The 21415-nt window shown below is 42.7% G+C and carries 23 protein-coding genes and 1 tRNA gene; 13 read left to right on the forward strand and 11 right to left on the reverse strand.

The features are described from left to right. Nucleotides 1-53: 53 nt before the first annotated feature. The 5 genes from ELZ61_RS02680 (at nt 54) to ELZ61_RS02700 (ending at nt 3914) form a co-directional block, all read left to right on the forward strand. Nucleotides 54-1235: a XylR family transcriptional regulator gene (locus ELZ61_RS02680; protein WP_126371236.1), complete on the forward strand. Its 1182-nt coding sequence runs from the start codon at nt 54-56 to the stop codon at nt 1233-1235. Between the two features lie 101 nt (nt 1236-1336). Then, nucleotides 1337-2071, forward strand: coding sequence for a 16S rRNA (uracil(1498)-N(3))-methyltransferase (gene rsmE, locus ELZ61_RS02685; protein ID WP_126371238.1), 735 nt, complete (start codon nt 1337-1339; stop codon nt 2069-2071). A gap of 24 nt (nt 2072-2095) precedes the next feature. Continuing rightward, complete coding sequence (locus ELZ61_RS02690; RefSeq protein ID WP_126371240.1) at nt 2096-2653, forward strand: YqgE/AlgH family protein; 558 nt, start codon at nt 2096-2098, stop codon at nt 2651-2653. After that, on the forward strand, nt 2653-3072 hold the full coding sequence (ruvX, locus tag ELZ61_RS02695) for a Holliday junction resolvase RuvX (protein WP_103854504.1): 420 nt from the start codon (nt 2653-2655) through the stop codon (nt 3070-3072). The genes ELZ61_RS02690 and ruvX overlap by 1 nt, the downstream gene beginning before the upstream one ends. Before the next feature lie 236 nt (nt 3073-3308). Beyond that, a complete protein-coding gene (locus tag ELZ61_RS02700) occupies nt 3309-3914 on the forward strand; it encodes a YagU family protein (RefSeq protein WP_103854505.1) in 606 nt (201 codons plus the stop codon). Between the two features lie 71 nt (nt 3915-3985). Here the strand turns inward: ELZ61_RS02700 and ELZ61_RS02705 are convergent, their stop codons facing one another. Further along, nucleotides 3986-4441 carry an NUDIX domain-containing protein gene (locus ELZ61_RS02705; RefSeq protein ID WP_126371242.1) on the reverse strand — a complete coding sequence of 152 codons (456 nt, stop codon included), beginning with the start codon at nt 4439-4441 and terminating at the stop codon, nt 3986-3988. Then, nucleotides 4434-5135, reverse strand: coding sequence for a pseudouridine synthase (locus ELZ61_RS02710; protein WP_126371244.1), 702 nt, complete (start codon nt 5133-5135; stop codon nt 4434-4436). Before ELZ61_RS02710 ends, ELZ61_RS02705 begins: the two co-directional genes overlap by 8 nt. Nucleotides 5136-5257: 122 nt before the next feature. Between ELZ61_RS02710 and icd the strand changes: the two genes are divergently transcribed. Next, entirely contained in the window at nt 5258-6514 is a 1257-nt protein-coding gene (gene icd, locus ELZ61_RS02715) for an NADP-dependent isocitrate dehydrogenase (RefSeq protein WP_126371246.1), read from the forward strand. Nucleotides 6515-6911: 397 nt separating this feature from the next. Here icd and ELZ61_RS02720 read toward each other — a convergent pair whose 3' ends face one another. From ELZ61_RS02720 to ELZ61_RS02730, 3 genes are all read right to left on the reverse strand, one after another. Then, the gene (locus ELZ61_RS02720) at nt 6912-7373 is read right to left on the reverse strand and encodes a DMT family transporter (protein ID WP_115248572.1); all 462 of its coding nucleotides are present in this window, start codon (nt 7371-7373) and stop codon (nt 6912-6914) included. A 103-nt stretch (nt 7374-7476) separates the two neighbouring features. Further along, on the reverse strand, nt 7477-8145 hold the full coding sequence (locus ELZ61_RS02725) for an NAD(P)H-dependent oxidoreductase (protein WP_126371248.1): 669 nt from the start codon (nt 8143-8145) through the stop codon (nt 7477-7479). 141 nt (nt 8146-8286) lie between these two features. After that, a complete protein-coding gene (locus tag ELZ61_RS02730) occupies nt 8287-9600 on the reverse strand; it encodes an anaerobic C4-dicarboxylate transporter (protein ID WP_126371250.1) in 1314 nt (437 codons plus the stop codon). Between the two features lie 277 nt (nt 9601-9877). Here ELZ61_RS02730 and ELZ61_RS02735 point away from each other — a divergent pair, with 277 nt between their 5' ends. Together ELZ61_RS02735 and secB are read left to right on the forward strand one after the other, a co-directional pair. Continuing rightward, entirely contained in the window at nt 9878-10324 is a 447-nt protein-coding gene (locus ELZ61_RS02735; protein ID WP_126371252.1) for a rhodanese-like domain-containing protein, read from the forward strand. 18 nt (nt 10325-10342) lie between these two features. Beyond that, nucleotides 10343-10849 carry a protein-export chaperone SecB gene (gene secB / locus ELZ61_RS02740; protein ID WP_103855395.1) on the forward strand — a complete coding sequence of 169 codons (507 nt, stop codon included), beginning with the start codon at nt 10343-10345 and terminating at the stop codon, nt 10847-10849. Between the two features lie 454 nt (nt 10850-11303). Here secB and ELZ61_RS02745 read toward each other — a convergent pair whose 3' ends face one another. Continuing rightward, complete coding sequence (locus tag ELZ61_RS02745) at nt 11304-11627, reverse strand: addiction module antidote protein (protein WP_126371254.1); 324 nt, start codon at nt 11625-11627, stop codon at nt 11304-11306. Next, the gene (locus ELZ61_RS02750) at nt 11608-11934 is read right to left on the reverse strand and encodes a type II toxin-antitoxin system RelE/ParE family toxin (RefSeq protein ID WP_126371256.1); all 327 of its coding nucleotides are present in this window, start codon (nt 11932-11934) and stop codon (nt 11608-11610) included. Before ELZ61_RS02750 ends, ELZ61_RS02745 begins: the two co-directional genes overlap by 20 nt. 204 nt (nt 11935-12138) lie before the next feature. Between ELZ61_RS02750 and gpsA the strand changes: the two genes are divergently transcribed. From gpsA to ELZ61_RS02765, 3 genes are read left to right on the forward strand one after another with little or no spacing between them, the layout of a single operon-like run. Then, nucleotides 12139-13152, forward strand: a complete 1014-nt coding sequence (gene gpsA / locus ELZ61_RS02755) for an NAD(P)H-dependent glycerol-3-phosphate dehydrogenase (protein ID WP_126371258.1) — start codon at nt 12139-12141, stop codon at nt 13150-13152. Between the two features lies 1 nt (nt 13153). Beyond that, nucleotides 13154-13951: a serine O-acetyltransferase gene (gene cysE, locus ELZ61_RS02760; protein ID WP_126371260.1), complete on the forward strand. Its 798-nt coding sequence runs from the start codon at nt 13154-13156 to the stop codon at nt 13949-13951. 9 nt (nt 13952-13960) lie between these two features. Continuing rightward, complete coding sequence (locus ELZ61_RS02765; RefSeq protein WP_126371262.1) at nt 13961-14776, forward strand: shikimate 5-dehydrogenase; 816 nt, start codon at nt 13961-13963, stop codon at nt 14774-14776. A 67-nt stretch (nt 14777-14843) separates the two neighbouring features. Here the strand turns inward: ELZ61_RS02765 and selB are convergent, their stop codons facing one another. Together selB and selA are read right to left on the reverse strand one after the other, a co-directional pair. Beyond that, nucleotides 14844-16703 (reverse strand): selenocysteine-specific translation elongation factor, encoded by a 1860-nt coding sequence (selB, locus tag ELZ61_RS02770; RefSeq protein WP_126371265.1) that lies wholly within the window; start codon nt 16701-16703, stop codon nt 14844-14846. Further along, nucleotides 16700-18085 (reverse strand): L-seryl-tRNA(Sec) selenium transferase, encoded by a 1386-nt coding sequence (gene selA, locus ELZ61_RS02775; RefSeq protein ID WP_126371267.1) that lies wholly within the window; start codon nt 18083-18085, stop codon nt 16700-16702. Before selA ends, selB begins: the two co-directional genes overlap by 4 nt. Nucleotides 18086-18252: 167 nt before the next feature. Between selA and ELZ61_RS10660 the strand changes: the two genes are divergently transcribed. Further along, nucleotides 18253-18347: transfer RNA gene (locus ELZ61_RS10660), tRNA-Sec, on the forward strand. Between the two features lie 16 nt (nt 18348-18363). On the opposite strand, the gene ELZ61_RS02780 is transcribed toward ELZ61_RS10660, so the two are convergent. Then, nucleotides 18364-19254 (reverse strand): divergent polysaccharide deacetylase family protein, encoded by an 891-nt coding sequence (locus ELZ61_RS02780; RefSeq protein ID WP_126371269.1) that lies wholly within the window; start codon nt 19252-19254, stop codon nt 18364-18366. Further along, the gene (gene envC, locus ELZ61_RS02785; RefSeq protein WP_126371271.1) at nt 19254-20468 is read right to left on the reverse strand and encodes a murein hydrolase activator EnvC; all 1215 of its coding nucleotides are present in this window, start codon (nt 20466-20468) and stop codon (nt 19254-19256) included. Before envC ends, ELZ61_RS02780 begins: the two co-directional genes overlap by 1 nt. A 242-nt stretch (nt 20469-20710) precedes the next feature. Between envC and ELZ61_RS02790 the strand changes: the two genes are divergently transcribed. Continuing rightward, nucleotides 20711-21394, forward strand: a complete 684-nt coding sequence (locus ELZ61_RS02790; RefSeq protein WP_126371273.1) for a 2,3-diphosphoglycerate-dependent phosphoglycerate mutase — start codon at nt 20711-20713, stop codon at nt 21392-21394. The last annotated feature ends 21 nt before the right edge of the window (nt 21395-21415 follow it).

Here is a 21415-nt window from a genome sequence, read left to right on the forward strand (position 1 = left end):
TTTCTAAATTTCGTTATGCTATTAACGTGGTTTGATCGACAGGAACGAATAATATGCAAAACATAGGAAAGTTTTACCGCATTGCTTTGCTTTTTAATGCAAATAAAGTCTATGATCGCCAAGTTGTAGAAGGGGTTGGGCAATATCTACAAGCTTCACAATGTACTTGGGATATCTTTATGGAAGATGATTTTGTTTACCATAAAGAAACGATCCAAAGCCTTTCTATTGACGGTATTATCGCTGATTTTGATGATCCCGAAACCGCCGACTTACTTGAGAATATTAATGTCCCTATTATTGCCGTTGGTGGCTCATACCAAAATCCCGAGTTTTATCCACGTTTTCCCTATGTTGCCACAGATAATTATGCCTTAATTGAAACCGCATTCTTGCATCTTAAACAAAAAGGACTAAATCATTTTGCTTTTTATGGTTTACCGACAGAAAATCGTCAAAAACACTGGTCTATTGAACGACAAAATGCTTTTGTTGATTTAATGAATAAATATGATTACCCCATACATATTTACCAAGGTGAACAAACCAATTCGCAAAATTGGCGTCAAGCACAAACCAATCTCATTAATTGGATTCGCACATTACCGCAACAGACAGGAATTATCGCTGTCACAGATGCAAGAGCAAGACATCTACTACAAGCTTGCGAAACAGCTAAAATCGCCGTTCCTGAACAATATTGCGTGATAGGCATTGATAATGAAGAGCTGATTCAATACCTTTCTCGCATTTCCCTTTCTTCCGTTTCACAGGGGACAAAGCAAATTGGTTATCAAGCGGCGAAACTTTTACACCGTTGCTTAAATGGCATCACAATTAGTCATAAACCCTTACTCATTCCCCCATTAAAAGTTGAAGAACGCAGCTCCACAGATTACCTTTCTCTACGTGATCCCTTAGTGATACAAGCGATGCACTATATCCGCCAACGCGCTTGTCAAGGAATAAAAGTGGAACAAGTATTGGACCATTTAAGAACCTCACGCAGTAATTTAGAGCTACGCTTTAAAGCGGAAATGAACAAAACGATCCACCAAGTGATTCATCAGCAGAAAATGGAACGAGCCATTAATCTCCTCAGATTTTCCGATATTCCCATTCCTGAAATTGCCGAAGTTTGTGGTTATCCTTCACTGCAATATTTCTATTCCGTCTTCAAAAAGGAGCAACAGCAAACGCCAAAGGCTTTTCGCGATAATTGGCAAAATAAATGATTCATTATGATTACCTAAATAAGGAAAAGTGCGGGTGGTTTTTCCCACAGTTTTTGGGATTTCTGATATAATAGACAAACCTTAATTAACAGTAAGAAAAAATGCGAGTACCAAGAATTTATCACCCCGTTTCTCTGTTGGGGCAAACTCAGTGTGAATTAACGGAAGAAGCGGCGAATCACGTTGGGCGGGTGTTGCGAATGAAGGTGGGGGAGCGCCTTGAATTATTTGATGGTAGCAACCATATTTACCCTTCGGTGATTACGCAAGTGAGCAAAAAAGCGGTGGGTGTGGAAATTTTAGATCGTCAGTTTGATGATCGGGAAAGCCCGCTGCATATTCATCTTGGGCAGGTGATGTCCCGTGGTGAGAAAATGGAATTTACTATTCAAAAATCCGTTGAGCTTGGGGTAAAGGTGATCACGCCGTTGTGGTCGGAACGCTGTGGAGTGAAGCTCGATGCGGAACGTATGGCGAAAAAAATTCAGCAATGGCAGAAAATTGCGATTTCCGCTTGTGAGCAGTGCGGGCGAAATGTAATCCCTGAAATCCGTCCAATGATGAAATTAGAAGAATGGTGTGCGGAGCAAGACGGTATGTTAAAGCTGAATTTGCACCCACGCGCGAAATATTCCATTCGCACCTTACCCACAATGCCACCTGAAGGGGTGCGCTTGCTCATTGGTTCAGAAGGTGGCCTGTCGCCGCAAGAAATTGCGCAAACGGAGCAACAAGGCTTCACCGAAGTGTTGCTTGGCAAGCGTGTGTTACGCACAGAAACCGCGGCGTTAAGCGCAATCACCGCGTTACAGGTTTGTTTTGGGGATTTAGCCTAACCCATTGAATTTAGGAAAGAAAATATGCAATTACAAAACCATTTTTTAATCGCAATGCCCCATTTGGAAGACGATCATTTTTATCGTTCCGTGGTGTATATTTGCGAGCATAATGAGCAAGGTGCAATGGGATTGGTGCTAACTCAGCCCACCGATCTGAGCATTGCAGAATTATGTATTAAGATGAATTTTATGATGGCCGATGACCGCAAATACCCTGACGATCTCGTCTTGGCAGGCGGTCCAACCAACCTTGAACGGGGCTTTATTTTACACACAGAAACAGCAAAACCCTTTATGAATAGTCATAAAGTTGCCAATAATTTATGGCTCACCACCTCTGCTGATGTTATTGATACGCTTGGTACACCACAAGCCCCTGAAAAATGTTTAGTGGCCTTAGGTTGCGCCAGTTGGTCGCCTGAGCAATTAGAAAGAGAGATTGCGAATAACGATTGGCTTGTTGTGCCAGCCAATGAACATATTTTATTTGATGTGCCTTATTTAGAGCGCTGGTTAGCAGCAAATCAACTATTAGGTATTCAGCAACATAATTTTGCTTATCAAGCGGGGCATTGCTAATGGGGATTACCGCCATAGCTTTCGATTTTGGTACGAAAAGTATCGGCTGCGCTGTGGGGCAAAGCATCACCGGCTCTGCCCAGCCTTTGCCTGCGTTTAAAGCGCAAGATGGCATTCCCAATTGGGCAGCTATCGAAAAATGTCTAAACGAATGGAAGCCTAACATTGTTGTAGTCGGTTTACCCTTAAATATGGACGGTACAGAACAGCCCCTAACCCAACGTGCCAAAAAATTCGCCAATCGCTTACACGGACGATTTGGCGTAACCGTTACCTTACAAGATGAACGCCTAACCACCACCGAAGCACGCGCTGAGATTTTCCAACGTGGTGGCTTTAAAGCACTTGAAAAAGGCAAGGTGGACAGCATTTCTGCCTGTATTATTTTAGAAAGTTGGTTTGAAAGCTGTGAAGAATAATACTTTTGAAAACAATATATTACGCAGAATTTGCAAGAGAATTGTCAATTCTGCGTTTTCTTTTTAATTTTATTCATGCTCAATTTTCACTCACTCAATTCTACTTCTTTTGAATTATCTCTTTATAGGTAGAAAATTCCTTGACTAATTCCCAATTAGGCATAGAATTGCCCACGATTTTATTTATTTAATAAAATTTAATAAATCAACAACCATTATTTTATTTGGAGCATTATATGTCAGGTATTTTCACTCAAACCGATCCTGCACGTCGCCGTTATGGGATTGCAGCTTTTGTCGGTATTATTGCGGGTTTACTTTCTGCCTTCGTAAAATGGGGTGCAGAACACCCCTTCCCACCACGCAGCCCATTTGATTTATTCGTTGCGGCTTGTCAAGATCCATCACAAGCTTTGGAAGTGTGTTCTCGTGCGTTTTTGAACCCACCACACGTTTTCTTGCGTGATTATTTTGGTATCGATCCAACTGAAGCTGTGTTTACTTTCGCTGATCACGGTTTTAACTGGATTGGGGTAACCCACATCACCTTCTCAATCGTATTTGCGGTGGGTTACTGTGTGGTTGCAGAGCGTTTCCCTAAAATCAAATTCTGGCAAGGTGTGGGCGCAGGTTTAATCGCTGATGTTTGTGTACACTACATCACATTCCCTGCTTTAGGTTTAACACCACCAGTATTAGACTGGCCATTATACGAACACGTTTCTGAATTAGTGGGCCACGTTTTCTGGTTCTGGACAATTGAGATTGTGCGCCGTGATTTACGTAACCGCATCACGCACCAACCAGACCCTGAAGTTCCATTAGATCAACCTTATCGTTAATCAAGTAAAGCCCGAGCCATTCGGGCTTTATTTTTGCTAAAAATAAAGTGCGGTGTAAATTTCCCCCATTTTTATTCAAACACCTTCAACACATCTAAACTCACGCTTTCACCGTTTAAATAATCTTGTAGGGCTTGGCTGACAAGTGGGTTGCGCTCTGCTTGTCCTTCTTGTTGGATATAATGCTGAAATTCTGCGGGGGTGAGCCATAAACCACCTTCAATATCAGGATCCCTTGGGTGAATAGGAAGCTGCTCTGCAAGCTCTACTGCAAATACAAAGCGTAAATAATCTTTTTGGCTGCGTGGGGCGTGCCATTGGTAAATTTTAATCAGCTTGATTGGCGTTGCGTCAATTCCTGTTTCTTCACGTAATTCGCGTATTGCACCGGCAAGGATCGTTTCGTTTTGCTCTAAATGCCCCGCAGGTTGGTTTAAGGTCATTTTGCCGTATTCAAATTCTTTGACAAATAAAAATTTGCCTTGGCAATGCACTACGCACGCCATTGTAATATAAGGTCTATGCATTGGATTTCCTTAATTTTAACCGTTGATAAAGTGCTGCTAGCTCTTGGGAATTCAATTGATAATACTGCCCTAAAGGCAAATTTTCCACATTAAATCCTGCCATTTTGGCACGAATTAAACGCAAGGTGGGAAAGCCAATATGTGCTGTCATTCGGCGCACTTGACGGTTTTTTCCTTCGCAAATTTTAATTTCTAGCCAGCTTGTGGGAATGCTTTTTCGCTCACGAATAGGCGGCTCTCTGTGCCATAAAAAATTTGGCGCAGAAATCAACCGCACTTTCGCCGGCAAGGTTTTGCCATCTTTTAACATTACGCCTTGACGCAGCGGTTCAAGCTCACGCTCTGTTGGCTCACCCTCCACCTGCACGAAGTAGGTTTTCTCCGTTTTATATTTAGGATCAGCCAAGCGGTGCTGAATTTCGCCGTTGTTGGTGAGAATTAACAAGCCCTCACTATCGCGATCCAAACGCCCTGCGGGGTAAATCTGTGCAATGGGGATAAAATCTTTCAGCGTTTGCCGCCCATTTTCATCGCTAAATTGACTTAGCACATCAAAGGGCTTGTTAAACAGTACCACTTTGGTTTGGACGAAATTCGGTGTGCTTGTTTTTTTACGCGCAAAATGCTGAACCGTTTTTTTGCGTAAATTTTGCCGTTCTTGATGATTACGGCTTGAAAGAAATTTTGCCTTCATATATGTTATGGAAATGTTGATTCGTTACTTAACAAAAGACACATTTTTAACAATCATTAATGCCGCTTTTGTTAAACATTTCATTCACTATAACACAACATCAAGCATAAAGGAGAAATCCAATGAGTCAAACCCAATCCGCCGTTGTTATCCCACAAGGTGAAAAAATTCGTTTAGATGCACAGGGCGCATTAATCGTGCCAGATAATCCAATTATTCCATTTATTGAGGGCGATGGCATTGGCGTAGATGTAACGCCTGCAATGCAACGCGTGATCGATGCGGCTGTGGAAAAAGCCTATCAAGGCAAACGCAAAATTTCTTGGTTAGAAATTTATGCCGGTGGTAAAGCCAATGAAGTTTATGGCGAAAACACTTGGCTTCCAGCTGAAACCCTTGATTTTATTAAAGAATATCACGTTGCGATCAAAGGCCCGTTGATGACCCCAGTGGGCGGTGGCATTCGCTCACTTAACGTGGCAATGCGTCAAGGCTTGGATCTTTACAACTGCTTACGTCCAATTCGTTATTACAGCGGCACGCCAAGCCCAGTGAAACACCCTGAAAAAGTAAATATGGTGATTTTCCGTGAAAATTCAGAAGATATTTACGCTGGCGTGGAATGGAAAGCTGGCTCGCCTGAAGCGGACAAAGTGATCCAATTTTTGCAACAAGAAATGGGCGTGAACAAAATTCGTTTCCCACAAGATTGTGGCATTGGTATCAAGCCTGTTTCAAAACAAGGCACCCAGCGTTTAGTGCGCGCAGCTTTGCAATATGTGATTGATAATGATAGAAAATCCCTCACCCTTGTGCATAAAGGTAACATTATGAAATTCACTGAGGGCGCGTTTAAAGAATGGGGTTATGAAGTGGCGAAAGAATTTGGCGCAACGCTTATTGATGAGGGCCCGTGGATGAAACTGACCAATCCAAAAACAGGGCGTGAAATTATCATCAAAGACTCCATTGCCGATGCGTTCTTGCAAGAAGTGTTGCTCCACCCAGCCGATTACGATGTCATCGCCACACTCAACCTAAACGGTGACTACATTTCCGATGCCCTTGCCGCACAAGTGGGGGGAATTGGTATCTCACCAGGGGCAAATATCGGTGTGGAAGCGGCAATTTTTGAAGCCACCCACGGCACAGCACCAAAAATCGCAGGACAAAACAAAGGCAACCCCGGTTCATTAATTCTAAGCGGTGAAATGATGTTACGCCATTTAGGCTGGACAGAAGCCGCGGATTTAGTGGTAAACGCCGTCGCCAAAGCCATTGAAAACAAAACTGTTACCTTCGATTTTGCTGAAATGTTAGAAGGCGCGAAATTATGCTCCACGTCCGAATTTGCTGAAGAAATTGTGGCGAATATGTAGCTTAGTGGCAAATCTTCCCCTTTACTAAATTGGGGACATTTTGATGCGGGCGGACACATAAGTTCGCCTTACATTGTAATAAATCAGAAAAGATCCGTAGAATGGGCTTCATCCCATCAAAGGGGATAAATTATATTAAATGATGGGCTAAAGCCTATTCTACGTTTTGTTGTTGTGGATATATCTTTCAGGCGGACACATCGGTCCGCCACTACATTTTCACGATGAAAAATTCGATAACACAGAAAAGTGCGGTGCTTTTTTCTGAATTTTTGGCTTTGTTCTTTTTTACTTGAGATCTTAAATATGCGTTGATCTGATTCCCCTCTTTAGTAAAGAGGGGCTAGGGAGATTTGAAAAACAACGGAGATTAAAAAATAGGGTAGATTTGAAAACCCTACCCAAACAATCTTTTCCCAAAGAAAAACAGCACGAGGCCTAATCCCATAAACACAAAGCCGATGATTTGCCAGATTTGGATTGGGCGGGCGGTCATTCCGATTAAGCCGAAATGATCGATGATGGCGGCGGCGATGAGTTGGCCGACAATAATGAAAAAGAGCATATTGGTTACGCCCATTTTCGGCGCAAGGAAAATGGTAGTGAAAACCACGAGCGCCCCCAGTGGGCCACCGATCAATTTCCACAAGGGTTGTTTTGGCACTTGTTGCAAGGCGGTGAAGAGATCGGCTTTCCACCAGCAGATGAAAAAGAGCAGCAATGTGCCTGTTGCGAAGGAAATTAAGGCGGCGACAACAGGTTGCCCCATTAATGAACCAGCCAGTTGGCTGTTAATGGCGGCTTGCGTGGCAAGGGCAACACCAGCACATAGAGCAATCAGAATAAATGAAATGAGCATAATTGTTCCGAGATTTTTTAGAAAAGAAAAGTTGAGAAATTTACACCGCACTTTGTCTTTGTGAGAATGCAAAAGCGAAGTGCGGTGCGATTTTTGGGGATTTTTATTTCACCCACTCCACCACCTCATCAAAGGCTTGGCGTGTTTTTTCTCTTGGTTCGTTTAGGCGATAACCAAAGGCCGCCATTACACTGAGTTTGTATTCATCAGCTTTGTATAAGCCTTCTGCCACCAATAAATCATTCATTTTTTCCAGTGGGAAGCCTTCAATCGGGGTGCTGTCAATGCCGATCATTGCGGCGCTGGTGAGCATATTGCCGAGCGCGATATAACTTTGGCGGCACGCCCAGTTGTAAAACGCTACGGGGTTTTCGGTTAGGGCAAAATCTTTTTCGGTGAAGTTACGGTAGAAGCCTTGACGCAGTTTGAGTGCATCTTCAGGGATATGATGCACATCACGCATCATATGTGGCACATAATCGCCATCAGCGAGCAGAGTTTGCGGTTGGCGGACAAGGATCACCACAAAATGGCTACAATCCATCACTTTATCTTTCGCCCCCCACGCGTTATCGCGGATCAGCTCTTTGATGTGCTGATTTTCGATCACTAAGAATTTCCACGGCTCAAAGCCGAATGAACTTGGCGAAAGACGGGCGGTTTCTAAAATAAAACGGAAATCCTCATCGCTGATTTTTTTGCTTGGATCATATTGTTTGCACGCGTGGCGGAAATGGTAAGCATCAAGAATTTGTTGTTTTGAAATGGTCATTGTGATTTTCCTTTGCTATATCAAGTGGCAATATTATGCGGAAGTTTGGCTAGGAATGCCATAGCTAACTTTTTGTATAAGATGCGGGCATAAAAAAACTGGGAGCAATGCCCCCAGTTGAGAAATAAAGTGCGGTAAAAATTACAGCAAAATATTGGCGAATAATAAGCCGAAAGCAAGGCTGAATGCCATACTTAATAAGCCCGGCAACATAAAGCTGTGGTTAAAGATAAATTTACCAATGCGTGTTGTGCCGGTGGTATCAAAGTCAATGGACGCAATGATTGGGCCGTAGTTTGGAATGAAGAAGTAACCATTTACTGCCACAAATACCCCAACTAATACAGGCGCTGGAATGCCTAATGCGATACCTACTGGGAATAAGGTTGCCACCGTTGCACCTTGGCTGTTTACTAATACAGAAAGCACGAATAACGCAAGGGCGAATGTCCAAGGCGCGGTTTCAACCAACACTTTCACGCTTTCTTTTACTTCAGTCATATGGGCTTGCATTAAGGTATCACCTAACCACGCAATACCGAAAATAGCGATAACCGCACGCATACCCGCGTGGAATACGGAACCCTGTGTAATGGCGTTTCCGTTTGGTTTACAAGTTAAGATGATTAACGCACCCACGGTAAGCATTACGATTTCGATAGTGTGTGCCATTCCCATTGCTTTGCCGTCAAAGGCTGGGCGTAGGCTTGGGAATGCCCCCATTAATACCACAAGTAATGCACCAAATAGGAATAATCCCACAGACAATTTTGCCGTTGGTTTTAATTGAATGTTGTCTGGATTTACGTCAGTGTGGTTTTCTTTTACATAGTCTGGATCTTGTAATAAACGTTGATAATTCGGGTCGTCTTTTAATTCTTTACCCATTTTATTCACGAAAATACAAGCAACCGCTAAACCTAAAATAGTTGATGGCATTGTAACCATTAATACATCACCAAGGTGAATGCCTTGTGGTTCAAGATAAGCCACCACAGCCACCACTGCTGCAGCGATTGGGCTAGCAACGATAGCAAATTGTGATGCAATTACCGCCATTGAAAGTGGACGCTCTGGGCGAATGCCGTTGTGGCGGCTGACTTCAGCAATTACAGGCAATACAGAATAGGCAACGTGACCTGTTCCCGCTAATACGGTGAATGTCCAAGTTACCGTTGGTGCAATAAAGGTGATGTATTTCGGGTGTTTACGCAAAATGTTGGTGGCAATTTTGATCATATAATCTAAACCGCCTGCCGCTTGCATTGCCGCCGCGGCGGAAACCACCGCCATAATCATTAACATTACGTTAATGGGTAAGCCCGCGGGTTGTAAACCAAAGCCAAAAGAGAGAATAGCCAGCCCTGCGCCGCCCATTACTCCCAAGCCGATACCGCCAATGCGTGCACCAATCAAAATACACACCAATACGATGGCAAATTGGAGAAAAAACATAGTAAGACCTCTTGTAAACGATAAAAGATAAAATGATTTTCTTTTTGAAAATAGTCAAAAGAAAATGTCCACATAAAGGGGATATCCCTATAATCGGGCGCTAATATAGCAATAAAGTGTCGTTATCGCTATATTTCCGCTAACTATTTTTGTTTATCTCTTGATTTAGAATAAATTATTGAATAACGACACAGGAATTTCACAGACTTCCTTTGAAAGATCAATAAAGTGCGGTTATACTTAAGCCTTTATTTTGAACTGAAACATAGAGAGTAAAATGCAAGAATTTCTACCGATGGCAACCGCTTTTGCCAAAAATCACACATTAATGGTTATTTCTTGGATAGCCGTATTTTTTCTCGTTATTTATACCTATTTCAAAGCATTCACCACCAAAGTGAAAACCATTGAGAATGCGGAATTGGTTAGTTTAATGAATAATAAAGATGCCACCGTGATCGATGTGCGCACCCTTGATGAATTTGAACGTGGGCATATTATTCACAGCATTCATTTATTACCAAGCGAAATTAAAAATCAAAATATTGGTAAAATTGAACAGCATAAAGACAAGCCTGTTGTGGTGGTTTGTGCCACAGGAATGGCAGCTGGCGCGTCCGCAGAGCTTTTGGCTAAACAAGGATTTAGCGAAGTGTACGCATTAAAAGAAGGGATTGCAGGTTGGCGTTCAGCGAATTTGCCATTAGTGAAAAAAGATAAATAACTCACAGAGGAATAGAAAATGACTGAGCAAAATCAAGAAGTTGCAACGGAAGCACAAGCAACAGAAGCTGTATTACAAATTCAACGCATCTATATTAAAGATGTGTCTTTTGAAGCACCAAATCTTCCACATATTTTCCAACAAGAGTGGAAGCCACAACTTTCTTTCGATTTAAACACAGAAGTGGTTGAATTAGGTGAAGATCTTTATGAAGTATGTTTAAACATTTCCACCGAAACCACCCTTGAAGAAAGCGGTGATGTGGCATTTATTTGTGAAGTAAAACAAGCAGGCGTGTTTACCGTGAGTGGTCTTGAAGGGGTTCAACTTGCTCATTGCTTAACCTCACAATGCCCAAATATGCTTTTCCCTTATGCGCGTGAATTAATTGCCAGCCTTGTAAACCGCGGCACATTCCCGCCATTAAATCTTTCTCCAGTAAACTTTGATGCACTCTTTATGGAATATTTAGAGCGCCAACAAGCGGAGCAAGCACAAAGCGAGCAACCAGAAACCGTGAATTAATCAGAAAAGTGGGCGAACTGCCCACTTTTTTATATAAATTTCCAAATCTTCTCTGCTTTCCAAATCTCCCCTAACCCCTCTTTACTAAAGAGGGGGATCAGCTCAACTCGTATTTAAGATCTCAAGCAAAAACAATAAAGCCAAAAATCCAGAAAAATCCACCGCACTTTTCTGCATCATCGAATTTATCATCGCAAAAATGTAGTGGCGGACCGATGTGTCCGCCTGAAAGATATACCCACAACAACAAAACGTAGGATGGGCTTTAGCCCATCATTTAATGTAATTTATTCCCTTTGCTGACCTGATTTGATGGGCTGAATCCTCACTCTACCTATCCACATAAAAATGTAAATAATGTCCCAAGAAATCCCCCTCTTTAGTAAAGAGGGGGTAGGGGAGATTTGTTAGCTATATTGTACGATTGGTTATGTGAAAATAATCAGATAAAAAATCACCGCACTTTAATTGTTGGCACGAGTTCCAAATTAAACGCCGCGAGAATTTTTTGTATGGTTTCAAATCTCGGTTTACTGCCTTTGGATAGGGTTTTATACAAACTTTCACGCCCTAAACCCGTTTGTTTAGCCAGCTCCGTCATTCCTCTTGCTCTTGCGACATCGCTTAAGGCTTCTAAAAATTCATCTTGATTACCTTCTTTTAGCACTTCCATTAAATATGCTTGAATAGTTTCTTCATCATTCAAATATTCAGCCACATCAAAAGGCTTCAAGCCAAGAGCATCTATTGCTGCTTCATTAATATTTGTTGATTTCATTTTCCCCCCTCTGTAATACATTAAATAATTGTTTAGCTCTTTCTATATCATTTTTTTGTGTTGATTTATCGCCACCGCATAACAATACATAAACGACCTTGCCCTGCTGTACATAATAAACTCGATACCCTGCACCTGTTGCAATTCGCATTTCATAAATACCATTTGCTCCAGCAAGTGGTTTATGATCGCCAAAATTTCCTTTAATCGCATTTTTAATTCGTCTTGCTATTGTCGCTTTGGCGATTGGATTCTTTAGCTTGGTAAGCCATAATCTAAATTCATCTGTGAGAATAATTTCATTCATTATAGTTAAGCCTTGTTGCTACTTTTTTAAATTGTATTCTATAGGATACAATTTGACAAGGTAATCTATCCAACTACTTTATGTAACACCCTGCCACTAACTCACTTCTGTAAAAATTCTATTTTCAGTCTAATTCAAGTAGGTTAAACTCAAAGCATTAACAGTGAGTGTGATTCACCTTTATTTTAATTATGGGGATTATTAATGCACAACAACATCTCAAATTCACCCATTACTGTGATTGGCGCAGGATCTTACGGCACGGCACTGGCCATCAGCTTTTCTCGCAATGGTTCGCCGACTTATCTCTGGGGACACGATCCCGCACATATGCAACGCTTGAATGAAGAACGTTGCAACCAAGCCTTTTTACCGAATATCCCTTTTCCAAGTGCGCTTGAAATCGAAAGCGATCTTGCAAGTGCGGTGCAAAAATCGCGAGATTTATTGATCGTTGTACCAAGCCACGTTTTTGGCGAAGTTTTACAAAAAATCCGACCGCACTTGCAACCACATCACCGCATTGTGTGGGCAACCAAAGGCTTAGAGCGTGATACGGGGCGTTTATTGCAACAAGTGGTGGAAGAAAAACTTGGCACGCAATATCCCCTTGCGGTGCTTTCTGGCCCAACCTTTGCGAAAGAGTTGGCGGCAGGATTGCCTACGGCGATAGCGCTGGCTTCGCACGATCAGGCTTTCGCGGAAGAGTTTCAGGCGCGTATTCATTGTAGCAAGCATTTCCGTGTTTATATTAATCAGGATATGATCGGCGTTCAACTTGGTGGCGCGATTAAAAACGTGATCGCCATTGGAGCTGGAATGTCTGATGGTATGGGCTTTGGCGCCAACGCACGCACTGCCTTGATTACCCGTGGTTTGGCGGAAATCAGCCGATTAGGTGAAGCCCTTGGGGCAAATCCAAACACCTTTATGGGAATGTCTGGCTTGGGAGATCTGGTGCTAACCTGTACCGACAACCAATCGCGCAACCGCCGTTTTGGCTTAATGCTTGGGCAAGGCAAAAATGCCGAAGAAGCCTTGGCTGAAATTGGACAAGTGGTGGAAGGGTTCTACAACACCAAAGAAGCCTATTTACTTGCTCAGCGCCACGAGATAGAAATGCCGATTACCGAACAAATTTACCAAGTGTTATTCTGCGGTAAAAATGCGCAAGATGTGGCATTAAGCCTGCTTGGACGTGAGCGCAAAGGAGAATAAAATGCCTGCTGAAGTTTGGAAATTACTCCGTCAAGAAGCGAAAGAATTAGCAGAATGTGAGCCAATGCTCGCGAGCTTTTTTCATTCCACCATTCTTAAACATCAAAATCTTGGCAATGCATTGAGCTATATTTTGGCGAATAAATTAGCCAATCCCATTATGCCAGCCATTGCCCTGCGTGAAATTATTGAAGAAGCCTATCAAGTTGAGCCTGATATTATCGGCAGCGCCGCTTGCGATATTCGTGCGGTGCGCCAACGAGATCCTGCGGTGGAATTATGGACAACGCCGTTGCTTTATTTAAAAGGCTTTCACGCCTTACAAAGCTACCGCATAACCCATTATTTATGGCAGCGTAACCGCAAGGCGCTGGCCATTTATTTGCAAAATGAAATTTCCGTTGCCTTTGATGTGGATATTCACCCTGCGGCAAAAATTGGCTGTGGCATTATGTTCGACCACGCAACAGGCATTGTGGTGGGCGAAACCTCAGTGATTGAAAATGATGTATCCATTTTGCAAGGCGTTACTCTTGGCGGAACAGGAAAAGAATCTGGCGACCGCCACCCGAAAGTGCGTGAGGGCGTGATGATTGGCGCAGGTGCGAAAATTCTCGGCAATATTGAAATTGGCCGTTACGCCAAAATCGGCGCAAATTCTGTGGTGTTGCAAGCTGTGCCAGAATACACCACCGTAGCAGGCGTGCCATCAAAAGCGATCGGCAAAGACAAAGCCGCTAAGCCAGCTTTTGAAATGAATCAATGCTTTATTGATAAAGATACAAATTTGAATATTTAAGAGGTTAAAATGATTAATAAAGACACCACGCTCTGCATTTCTCTATCAGGGCGACCGAGTAACAATGGCACTTATTTTCATAATTATTTGTACCAAAAATTAGGGCTGAATTACATTTATAAAGCCTTCACCACCAATAATATTGGCGATGCTGTCAAAGGTGTTCGCGCTCTTGGCATTCGCGGGTGCGCAGTTTCAATGCCATTTAAAGAAAGTTGTATGCCTTTTGTGGACGAAATCGATCCTTCTGCGCAAGCCATTGAATCGGTTAATACCATAGTTAATAATGGCGGACATTTGGTTGCGTATAATACTGATTACATTGCCATTGCAAAATTAATCGAAAAATATCAATTAGATAAACATAGCAGTGTGATCGTACAAGGCAGCGGCGGAATGGCAAAAGCAGTGGTGGCGGCGTTCAAAAATGCTGGATTTACGCAGCTTAAAATTTATGCGCGTAATGCCGAAACAGGGGGGTATTTAGCCAATTTATATGGCTATCAATACCTTGCCGATCTCAACGATCAGCAAGCGGATATTTTAGTTAATGTTACGCCAATCGGAATGCAAGGTGGCAAAGAAGAATTTGATTTGGCTTTCCCTGAGCCGATGATCGCCCAAGCAAATGTGATTTTTGATGTGGTGGCAATGCCTGCTGAAACGCCATTAATTCAATACGCACGAGAGCAAGGCAAACAAATTATTTCAGGTGAAGAAGTGCTTACTTTGCAGGCTGTGGAGCAATTTGTGCTTTACACTCAGCAACGTCCAAGCGATGAATTAATCGCAGAAGCGCGCGATTTTACTAAAGCCCATCTTTGATTTCTTAGCAAACAAAAGTGCAGTGAAAAATTTAGAGATTTTCCACCGCACTTGTTTTTTCCGTGAATTACAAATCAAACAAATCCCTATCACGCAATAAATGCACATTGCCTTTACGGCGCAGAAATCCGCATCGATCGAAATATTCCATTAATTGCACCGTCATTTTTCTTCCCCATTGCAATTCATCACGCAGCTGATTAACGGAAATCTCCTCATTTTGCAGAATAAATGCTTTAATCCAGCGAGCGTAAGCATAAAGGGTTTCGGTGAGCATAAAACGATCACGCACAATAGGGGTGAGATAACCCAATTTGCCTGCTTTGTAGAGAAAGTTGCGCATTTCGCTTTCTTCAAGATCGAGCAAATTAGCTAGATCGCGTACCCAAAGGGCTTGTCCTTGTTGTTGCTCAAAGTGGGCTAGCACTTTTTGCCATAAGGCTTGTTCTTCTGCGGTAAAACGAATTTTATGCTCAGGAAGATGTAACCAGCCGCGCGTTTGCTGAATTTTATTTTGCTCCAGAAGATTTTCAATAAAATGATAGATTAAAGTTTCTGGCTGATTAATGGCTGCAATGCGATATAAACGCGCTTTGCTTAATCCCAGTTGGTCTGGCTGTTGTTGATGATAATTTGCCAAGGTTTCAATGAGTTTATCTGATTGCCTTTGTTGATAGTCTTGGCTAAACGCCCAACCTTGCCAAGCCAGCGCCTGATTATCTGCAATCAAGGCGTTGAGCTGGGTTTCTTCCATTTGTTCCAGCCAAGCCAATTCAGACAGCTGCATAGGACGATGCTGTAAATAATAGCTCAATCGCTGATCGAAATGCTGTGATGCTAGTAAATTTTGCAAAAAATTCAACCGCACTTCGGTGCGTTTATAACGTTTTGGTGAATGGATTTCGACCACTTTACCGCCAGCCAATAAGGATTTTGCATCGCCGGTGCGTAAAATTAATTTATCGCCATAGGTTAAAAATAGCGGTTCTTGCGAAATTAGCTCTGCCAAGGCTTTTTGTTGCGGGGCAAGCTGCTTAGCTTGTAATAATGTGAGCTTTCCCGTGGTGCGAGATGCCGCGTGATAAATATGTACTGCTTGGCTTTCTTGCAAGTTTTGCGCAGCCTCGACTTCAATGGTAATCCGATCCGTTGGCGAGAGTGGCGGTTGAGAAAAAAGCCAATCCCCACGCTGAATCGCCTCTCGTGAAACCTCAGTTTGAATATTTAACGCCAAGCGCTGTCCCGCTTCACCAAGCTCAGCTTGGCTATCTTGGCTGTGGATATTCTTCACACGTACTTTTTGTCCAGTGGAAAGATAAAGCTCATCATTGATTGCAACCTGTCCACTGAAAGCCGTACCCGTTACCACCGTTCCAGCCCCTTTAATGGTAAAAATTCGGTCAATGGCATAGCGGAAAGGTTTGTTGCGGTCCGCCAGTTCAGGCAAATTGGCTAAATAATGTTGTAATTCTGCGATGCCTTGCCCTGTTTGGGCGGAAGTAATAAAAAATGGGCTTTCTGCCAAGAATGGATATTGCTGAATAAGCGATTGTTTTACTTCATTAATTTGCGACTCACTGGCTTTATCCGCTTTCGTCAGCACCACAATGATTTTCTCAAAATGCAATAAACGCAAAATGGCTAAATGTTCCGCCGTTTGTGGCTGAATGCCTTCATCTGCCGCCACAATCAACATTGCGTAATGTACGCCACCTAAACCGGCGAGCATATTAGAAAGAAATTTTTCGTGGCCGGGGATATCAATAAAACCGAGCGTTTTCTCTTGCAACGGCAAATAGGCATAACCCAAATCAATGGTCATTCCACGTTTTTTTTCTTCAGGTAGGCGATCGGCATTCGTGCCTGTTAAAGCTCGTAGTAACGCGGTTTTACCGTGATCAACGTGGCCTGAGGTAACAATAATCATAGTTGCTCCAAGTTATTTAGTAGGCGCTCAAAATTCGCAAGGCTACGCAAATCGAGCCAAAGTTTATTTTGTTCCACGCGACCAATAATTGGTTGGGGAAGTTGTTTGAAGCGCTGGATAAGTGCGGTCAATTTTTGCGAGTTTTTTTCTTCAAGGGTTACCGCCACAGAGGGAATTTTCGCTAAAGGCTGCGCGCCGCTGCCAATCTGTGCTTGGCTTTCTTCCACGCGGATTGTGTAGGCAAAATTTAACTGATTTTCCAACCGCGCTTTGAGTATTTCCGCCTGTTGGCGTAATGCCGACACAGGCTGCGTGAGCAAATGCAAACTGGTGAGTTTTTCCGCTAATTTTTCAGGCTGAAGATATAAACGCAAGGTCGCCTCTAAGCCCGCTAAAATCACTTTATCGCAACGTAATGCCCGCTTTAGCGGGTGAGATTGTAATTGATCAATAAAATATTTTTTCCCAACAATAATACCAGCCTGTGGGCCACCTAGTAATTTATCCCCAGAAAATGAGATTAAATCCACACCCAGCTGCCATTTTTCCTGTACAGTAGGCTCAGCGGGTAAGCCATATTGGCTGAGATCGACTAACGCACCGCTGCCTAAATCCGTCATCACAGGTACATTCATTTCCTTGCCAAGTTGTGCTAATTCCGCTTCGCTGACAGAATGTGTAAAGCCACAAATTTGATAATTGCTGCTATGAACTTTCATTAAAAAGGCGGTATTTTCGTTGATCGCACGGCGATAATCCGCCAAATGGGTGCGATTTGTTGTTCCTACCTCCGCCAGTTTACAACCTGCTTGCTGCATAATATCTGGAATACGGAATGAACCGCCAATCTCAATGAGTTCACCACGCGAAATCACCACTTCTTTGCCTACTGCAAAGGTGGTCAACATCAGCAATACCGCCGCTGCATTGTTGTTCACCACGCAAGCGGCTTCCGCCCCCGTGAGTTCACATAATAATTCGCTAATATAATTATCTCGATGGCTACGCTTGCCTTCCGCCAAATCATATTCCAATGCCACATTCTCTTGCATCGCCAATAACGCCGCTTGCTGCGCAGCATTCGCCCACAATGCGCGCCCTAAATTGGTATGCAGCACTGTTCCTGTTAAGTTATGCACAGGCTGAATTTTCACTTGCTGCTGGGCTTGTAATTGTCGTTGAATTTCTGCGATCAGGGTGGCATTATCGTGGAAAAAGTGCGGTATTTTTTGCGTATTTTTTATTTCAGAGCGTGCATTTTCAAGCAAACTGCGGCAAATTTTCACCACCGCACTACGCCCAAATTCTGCGATCAAAGACGCAATTTCAGGCTGCTTTAGTAATTTATCAATGGAAGGAAGTTGTTGGAATAGGCTGTTCATTGTGCTGTCCTATCTGTCATTTATGCCATTTTAGGAAAATTAGCTTTAATCATACTGTTTTTTTGTTGAAAATTCAGCCCTAACTTATCAAGTGTGTTGTATTGATTAAATTTCCCCAGCAACACCTTGAATAATCAGCCGATTTCCTTTAAAGTGAACACACTTTCGGAAGATAGGCGTTTCCGGTGAAACGGCAGGACTTCAAATCCTGTTAAGGTTGCCAGCAATCTTGGGTGGGTTCGACTCCCATTGTCTTCCGCCACTTCTTTTCATTTCCTTTATCTTGGAATTCCCCGCAATAATGGCACATCTTGCAAAGGTGCAACGGAAGTTGGCGCTGGGGTAGTGTTAAATAGCATAATAAACGGCTTGATTGGCACCACTTTTTCGCCACGCCATAAGCTGCCCATATTAACTAATTGAATGTCTTTCGGCAGATTGCGTAAACCATTTTGTAACACAGCAACGGTGTTTTTGCGTGGGTGGCCAATCACAATCGCAGTGCCGTGTTTGCGTGCATAGGTAATGGCTTGTTGAAATTGGCGTTGAACATCGGCGAACGCATCGCTATCATCTAAGAAAATATGGCGATCTAGGGCTTTTACGCCTTGTTGCTTTGCGGTTTTACTTGCCACTGAACGACCAATGGTTCGGCTATCTAAGAAAAACAAATGCTGTTCTTGCAATGCGATCATTAACTTTGTCATTAAATCTTGATCCGCCGTTGCCGCACTGCCCATATGGTTGTTTAAGCCAATGGCGGCAGAAACGGTTTTCTTCGCATTTTGCACTTTTTCTCGCACAATTTGTTGCGACATTCCAAGGCTTAGCCCGCCAGCTTCAATTTTATGGCTTCCCATAGGCTGCATTGGCAGATGAATAAGAACATCACGATTTTGCTGTTTTGCCTGATCATTGCGCTGTTTGGCGTAAGGTGCTGAAGGAATAATTGCCACCGATATTTCTTTCGGCATTGCATAAATGGCGGCATCTTCTTTCGGGCGATAGCCCACATCATCAATCACAATGGCAAGACGCGATTGGCTGAACGCAATTGTGGGGAGTAGGCTCAAGCAAAGTGCGGTGGAAAAAATAAACAAATTTTTGACCGCACTTGGTTTCTTTATGAATTGTTTTTTCACGTGTTGTTGTTGATTAGAGTTTTTCATTATCGCAACCAACCTGTTGGATTGACCGCGACGCCTTTGCGGCGAATTTCAAAATACAAGCCTGAGCGTGATTGTCCGCCTGATGATCCCACTTCGGCAATTTTCTGCCCAGCTTTCACTAGTTGCCCTTCTCTGACTGATACGGCGCGGTTGTAGCCGTATAAGCTCAGATCATTTTCACCGTGTTTGATGATCACCATTAGCCCATAACCTTGTAGCCAGCTTGCCAAAATCACACGCCCATCGGCAATTGCACGTACAGACGCCCCTGCATTTGCGCCAATCACGATCCCTTTCCATTTAAGCTCGCCCATTTGCGTTGAACCAAAACGGTTAAGAATTTTTCCTGACACAGGATATTGATATTGTCTTTGTGGTTTGCCCAGCCCTGAACTGCTTGCCATAAGCTGTTTTTCTTGCGCCGTTGGAGTGTAAGGTTTTTGGCTTTTTTGTTCCTCTTGGCGTTTTTTCTGTGCTAAGGCTTCACGTTCACGTTTTTCTTGCTCGCGAGCCTGCTGTTCCGCACGCTGGATTTGTTGGCGTAAGGCATTTTCGTTCGCTTTTAAGCTGTCCAATTTATTCTGATCTTTGGCTAAACTTTTATTTAGCTGATTGAGCGTGGATTGGCGTTCGCGCTGTACTTTTTGCAAACTTTGCTGTTGCTTTTTTTGCTCATTGAGCTGATTTTGTTGCTCTTTTTGCTGATCTTGAATATTGGCTTTTTCTTTCTTAAGCTGTGCTTGCGTTTGTTTCAGATCTTCAATTAATGCAAGGCGAGCTTGGTTCATATGATCATAATAAGCCTTCATTCGTTCCGCTTTTTGGGCATCTTCGGAAAACAGTTTTTCCAACATTGAAGGATTAATCCCCGAGCGGTACATTGCATCGATTTGTTTAGCCAGTTTTTCTTTCTGATTTTTTTCTTGTCTTTCTAAGTGCTTGATTTGTTTATCTGTATCCGCCATCATTTTGCGAATTGCTTTCAGGTCAGATTCTGTTTTGCGCAGTTGGCCGACCACGCCGTTAATTTGCAATTCTTGATTTTTTAGGGTGGATTGCAATTTATTTTGTTCACGCTTTTGTTCAGCAATTTTCTGTTCTTGCTGTTTGATCTGTTTTTGAATCGCAGACAGATCCGCGCCTTGCACGGCGAAAGGCAGTGCGCAGGCAAACAAGAAAAGTGCGGTGATTTTTTTCAACGTTTTTTCTCTCATTAATAAAATTAGAAACTAAAACTGGCGGCTAAAAATGTGCATAACTATACCATTATTTGCGCAAGTCGCTAAATGTTCAGCGGAAAATTTTTGTACAAATCTGAAAATCCTCGCTTAGGGAGAAATCACAACCTAGCAAATCCTTGCGAAAGATCAGGAAAGTAACGCTTTTTCCTTTTAAAAGATTGAAATTTTTGCTATAAAATGCCCAGTATTTTTTCATTAACATTAGGAGATTTTCTATGGAATTAGTGTTTATCCGTCACGGTTTTAGTGAGTGGAATGCGAAAAATTTATTTACTGGCTGGCGCGATGTGAACTTAACCGAACGTGGTGTGGAAGAAGCTAAGGCCGCAGGTAAAAAATTATTAGATGCGGGCTATGAATTTGATATTGCCTTTACTTCTGTATTAACTCGTGCAATTAAAACCTGTAACATCGTGTTAGAAGAATCTAACCAACTTTGGATTCCACAAGTGAAAAGCTGGCGTTTAAATGAGCGTCATTATGGTGCGTTACAAGGTTTAGATAAAAAAGCTACCGCAGAGAAATATGGTGAAGAACAAGTGCATATTTGGCGCCGTTCTTATGATACTTTACCACCATTACTTGATCCAAATGATCCGCATTCTGCGCATAATGATCGTCGTTATGCACTTCTCCCACAAGATGTCGTGCCAGATGGCGAAAATTTAAAAGTTACTTTAGAGCGTGTGTTACCTTTCTGGGAAGATCAAATCGCTCCAGCATTATTATCTGGTAAACGCGTATTAGTGACTGCGCACGGTAACTCATTGCGCGCCTTGGCAAAACACATTATCGGCATTTCTGATGAAGATATTATGGATTTTGAAATTCCAACAGGTCAGCCGTTAGTGTTAAAACTTGATGACAAATTAAACTTTGTAGATAAATTCTATCTATAATTGTTCTGACAAAACAAAGGT

This window comes from Avibacterium volantium (assembly GCF_900635775.1).
In the GTDB taxonomy this organism is placed as follows: Bacteria; Pseudomonadota; Gammaproteobacteria; order Enterobacterales; family Pasteurellaceae; genus Avibacterium; species Avibacterium volantium.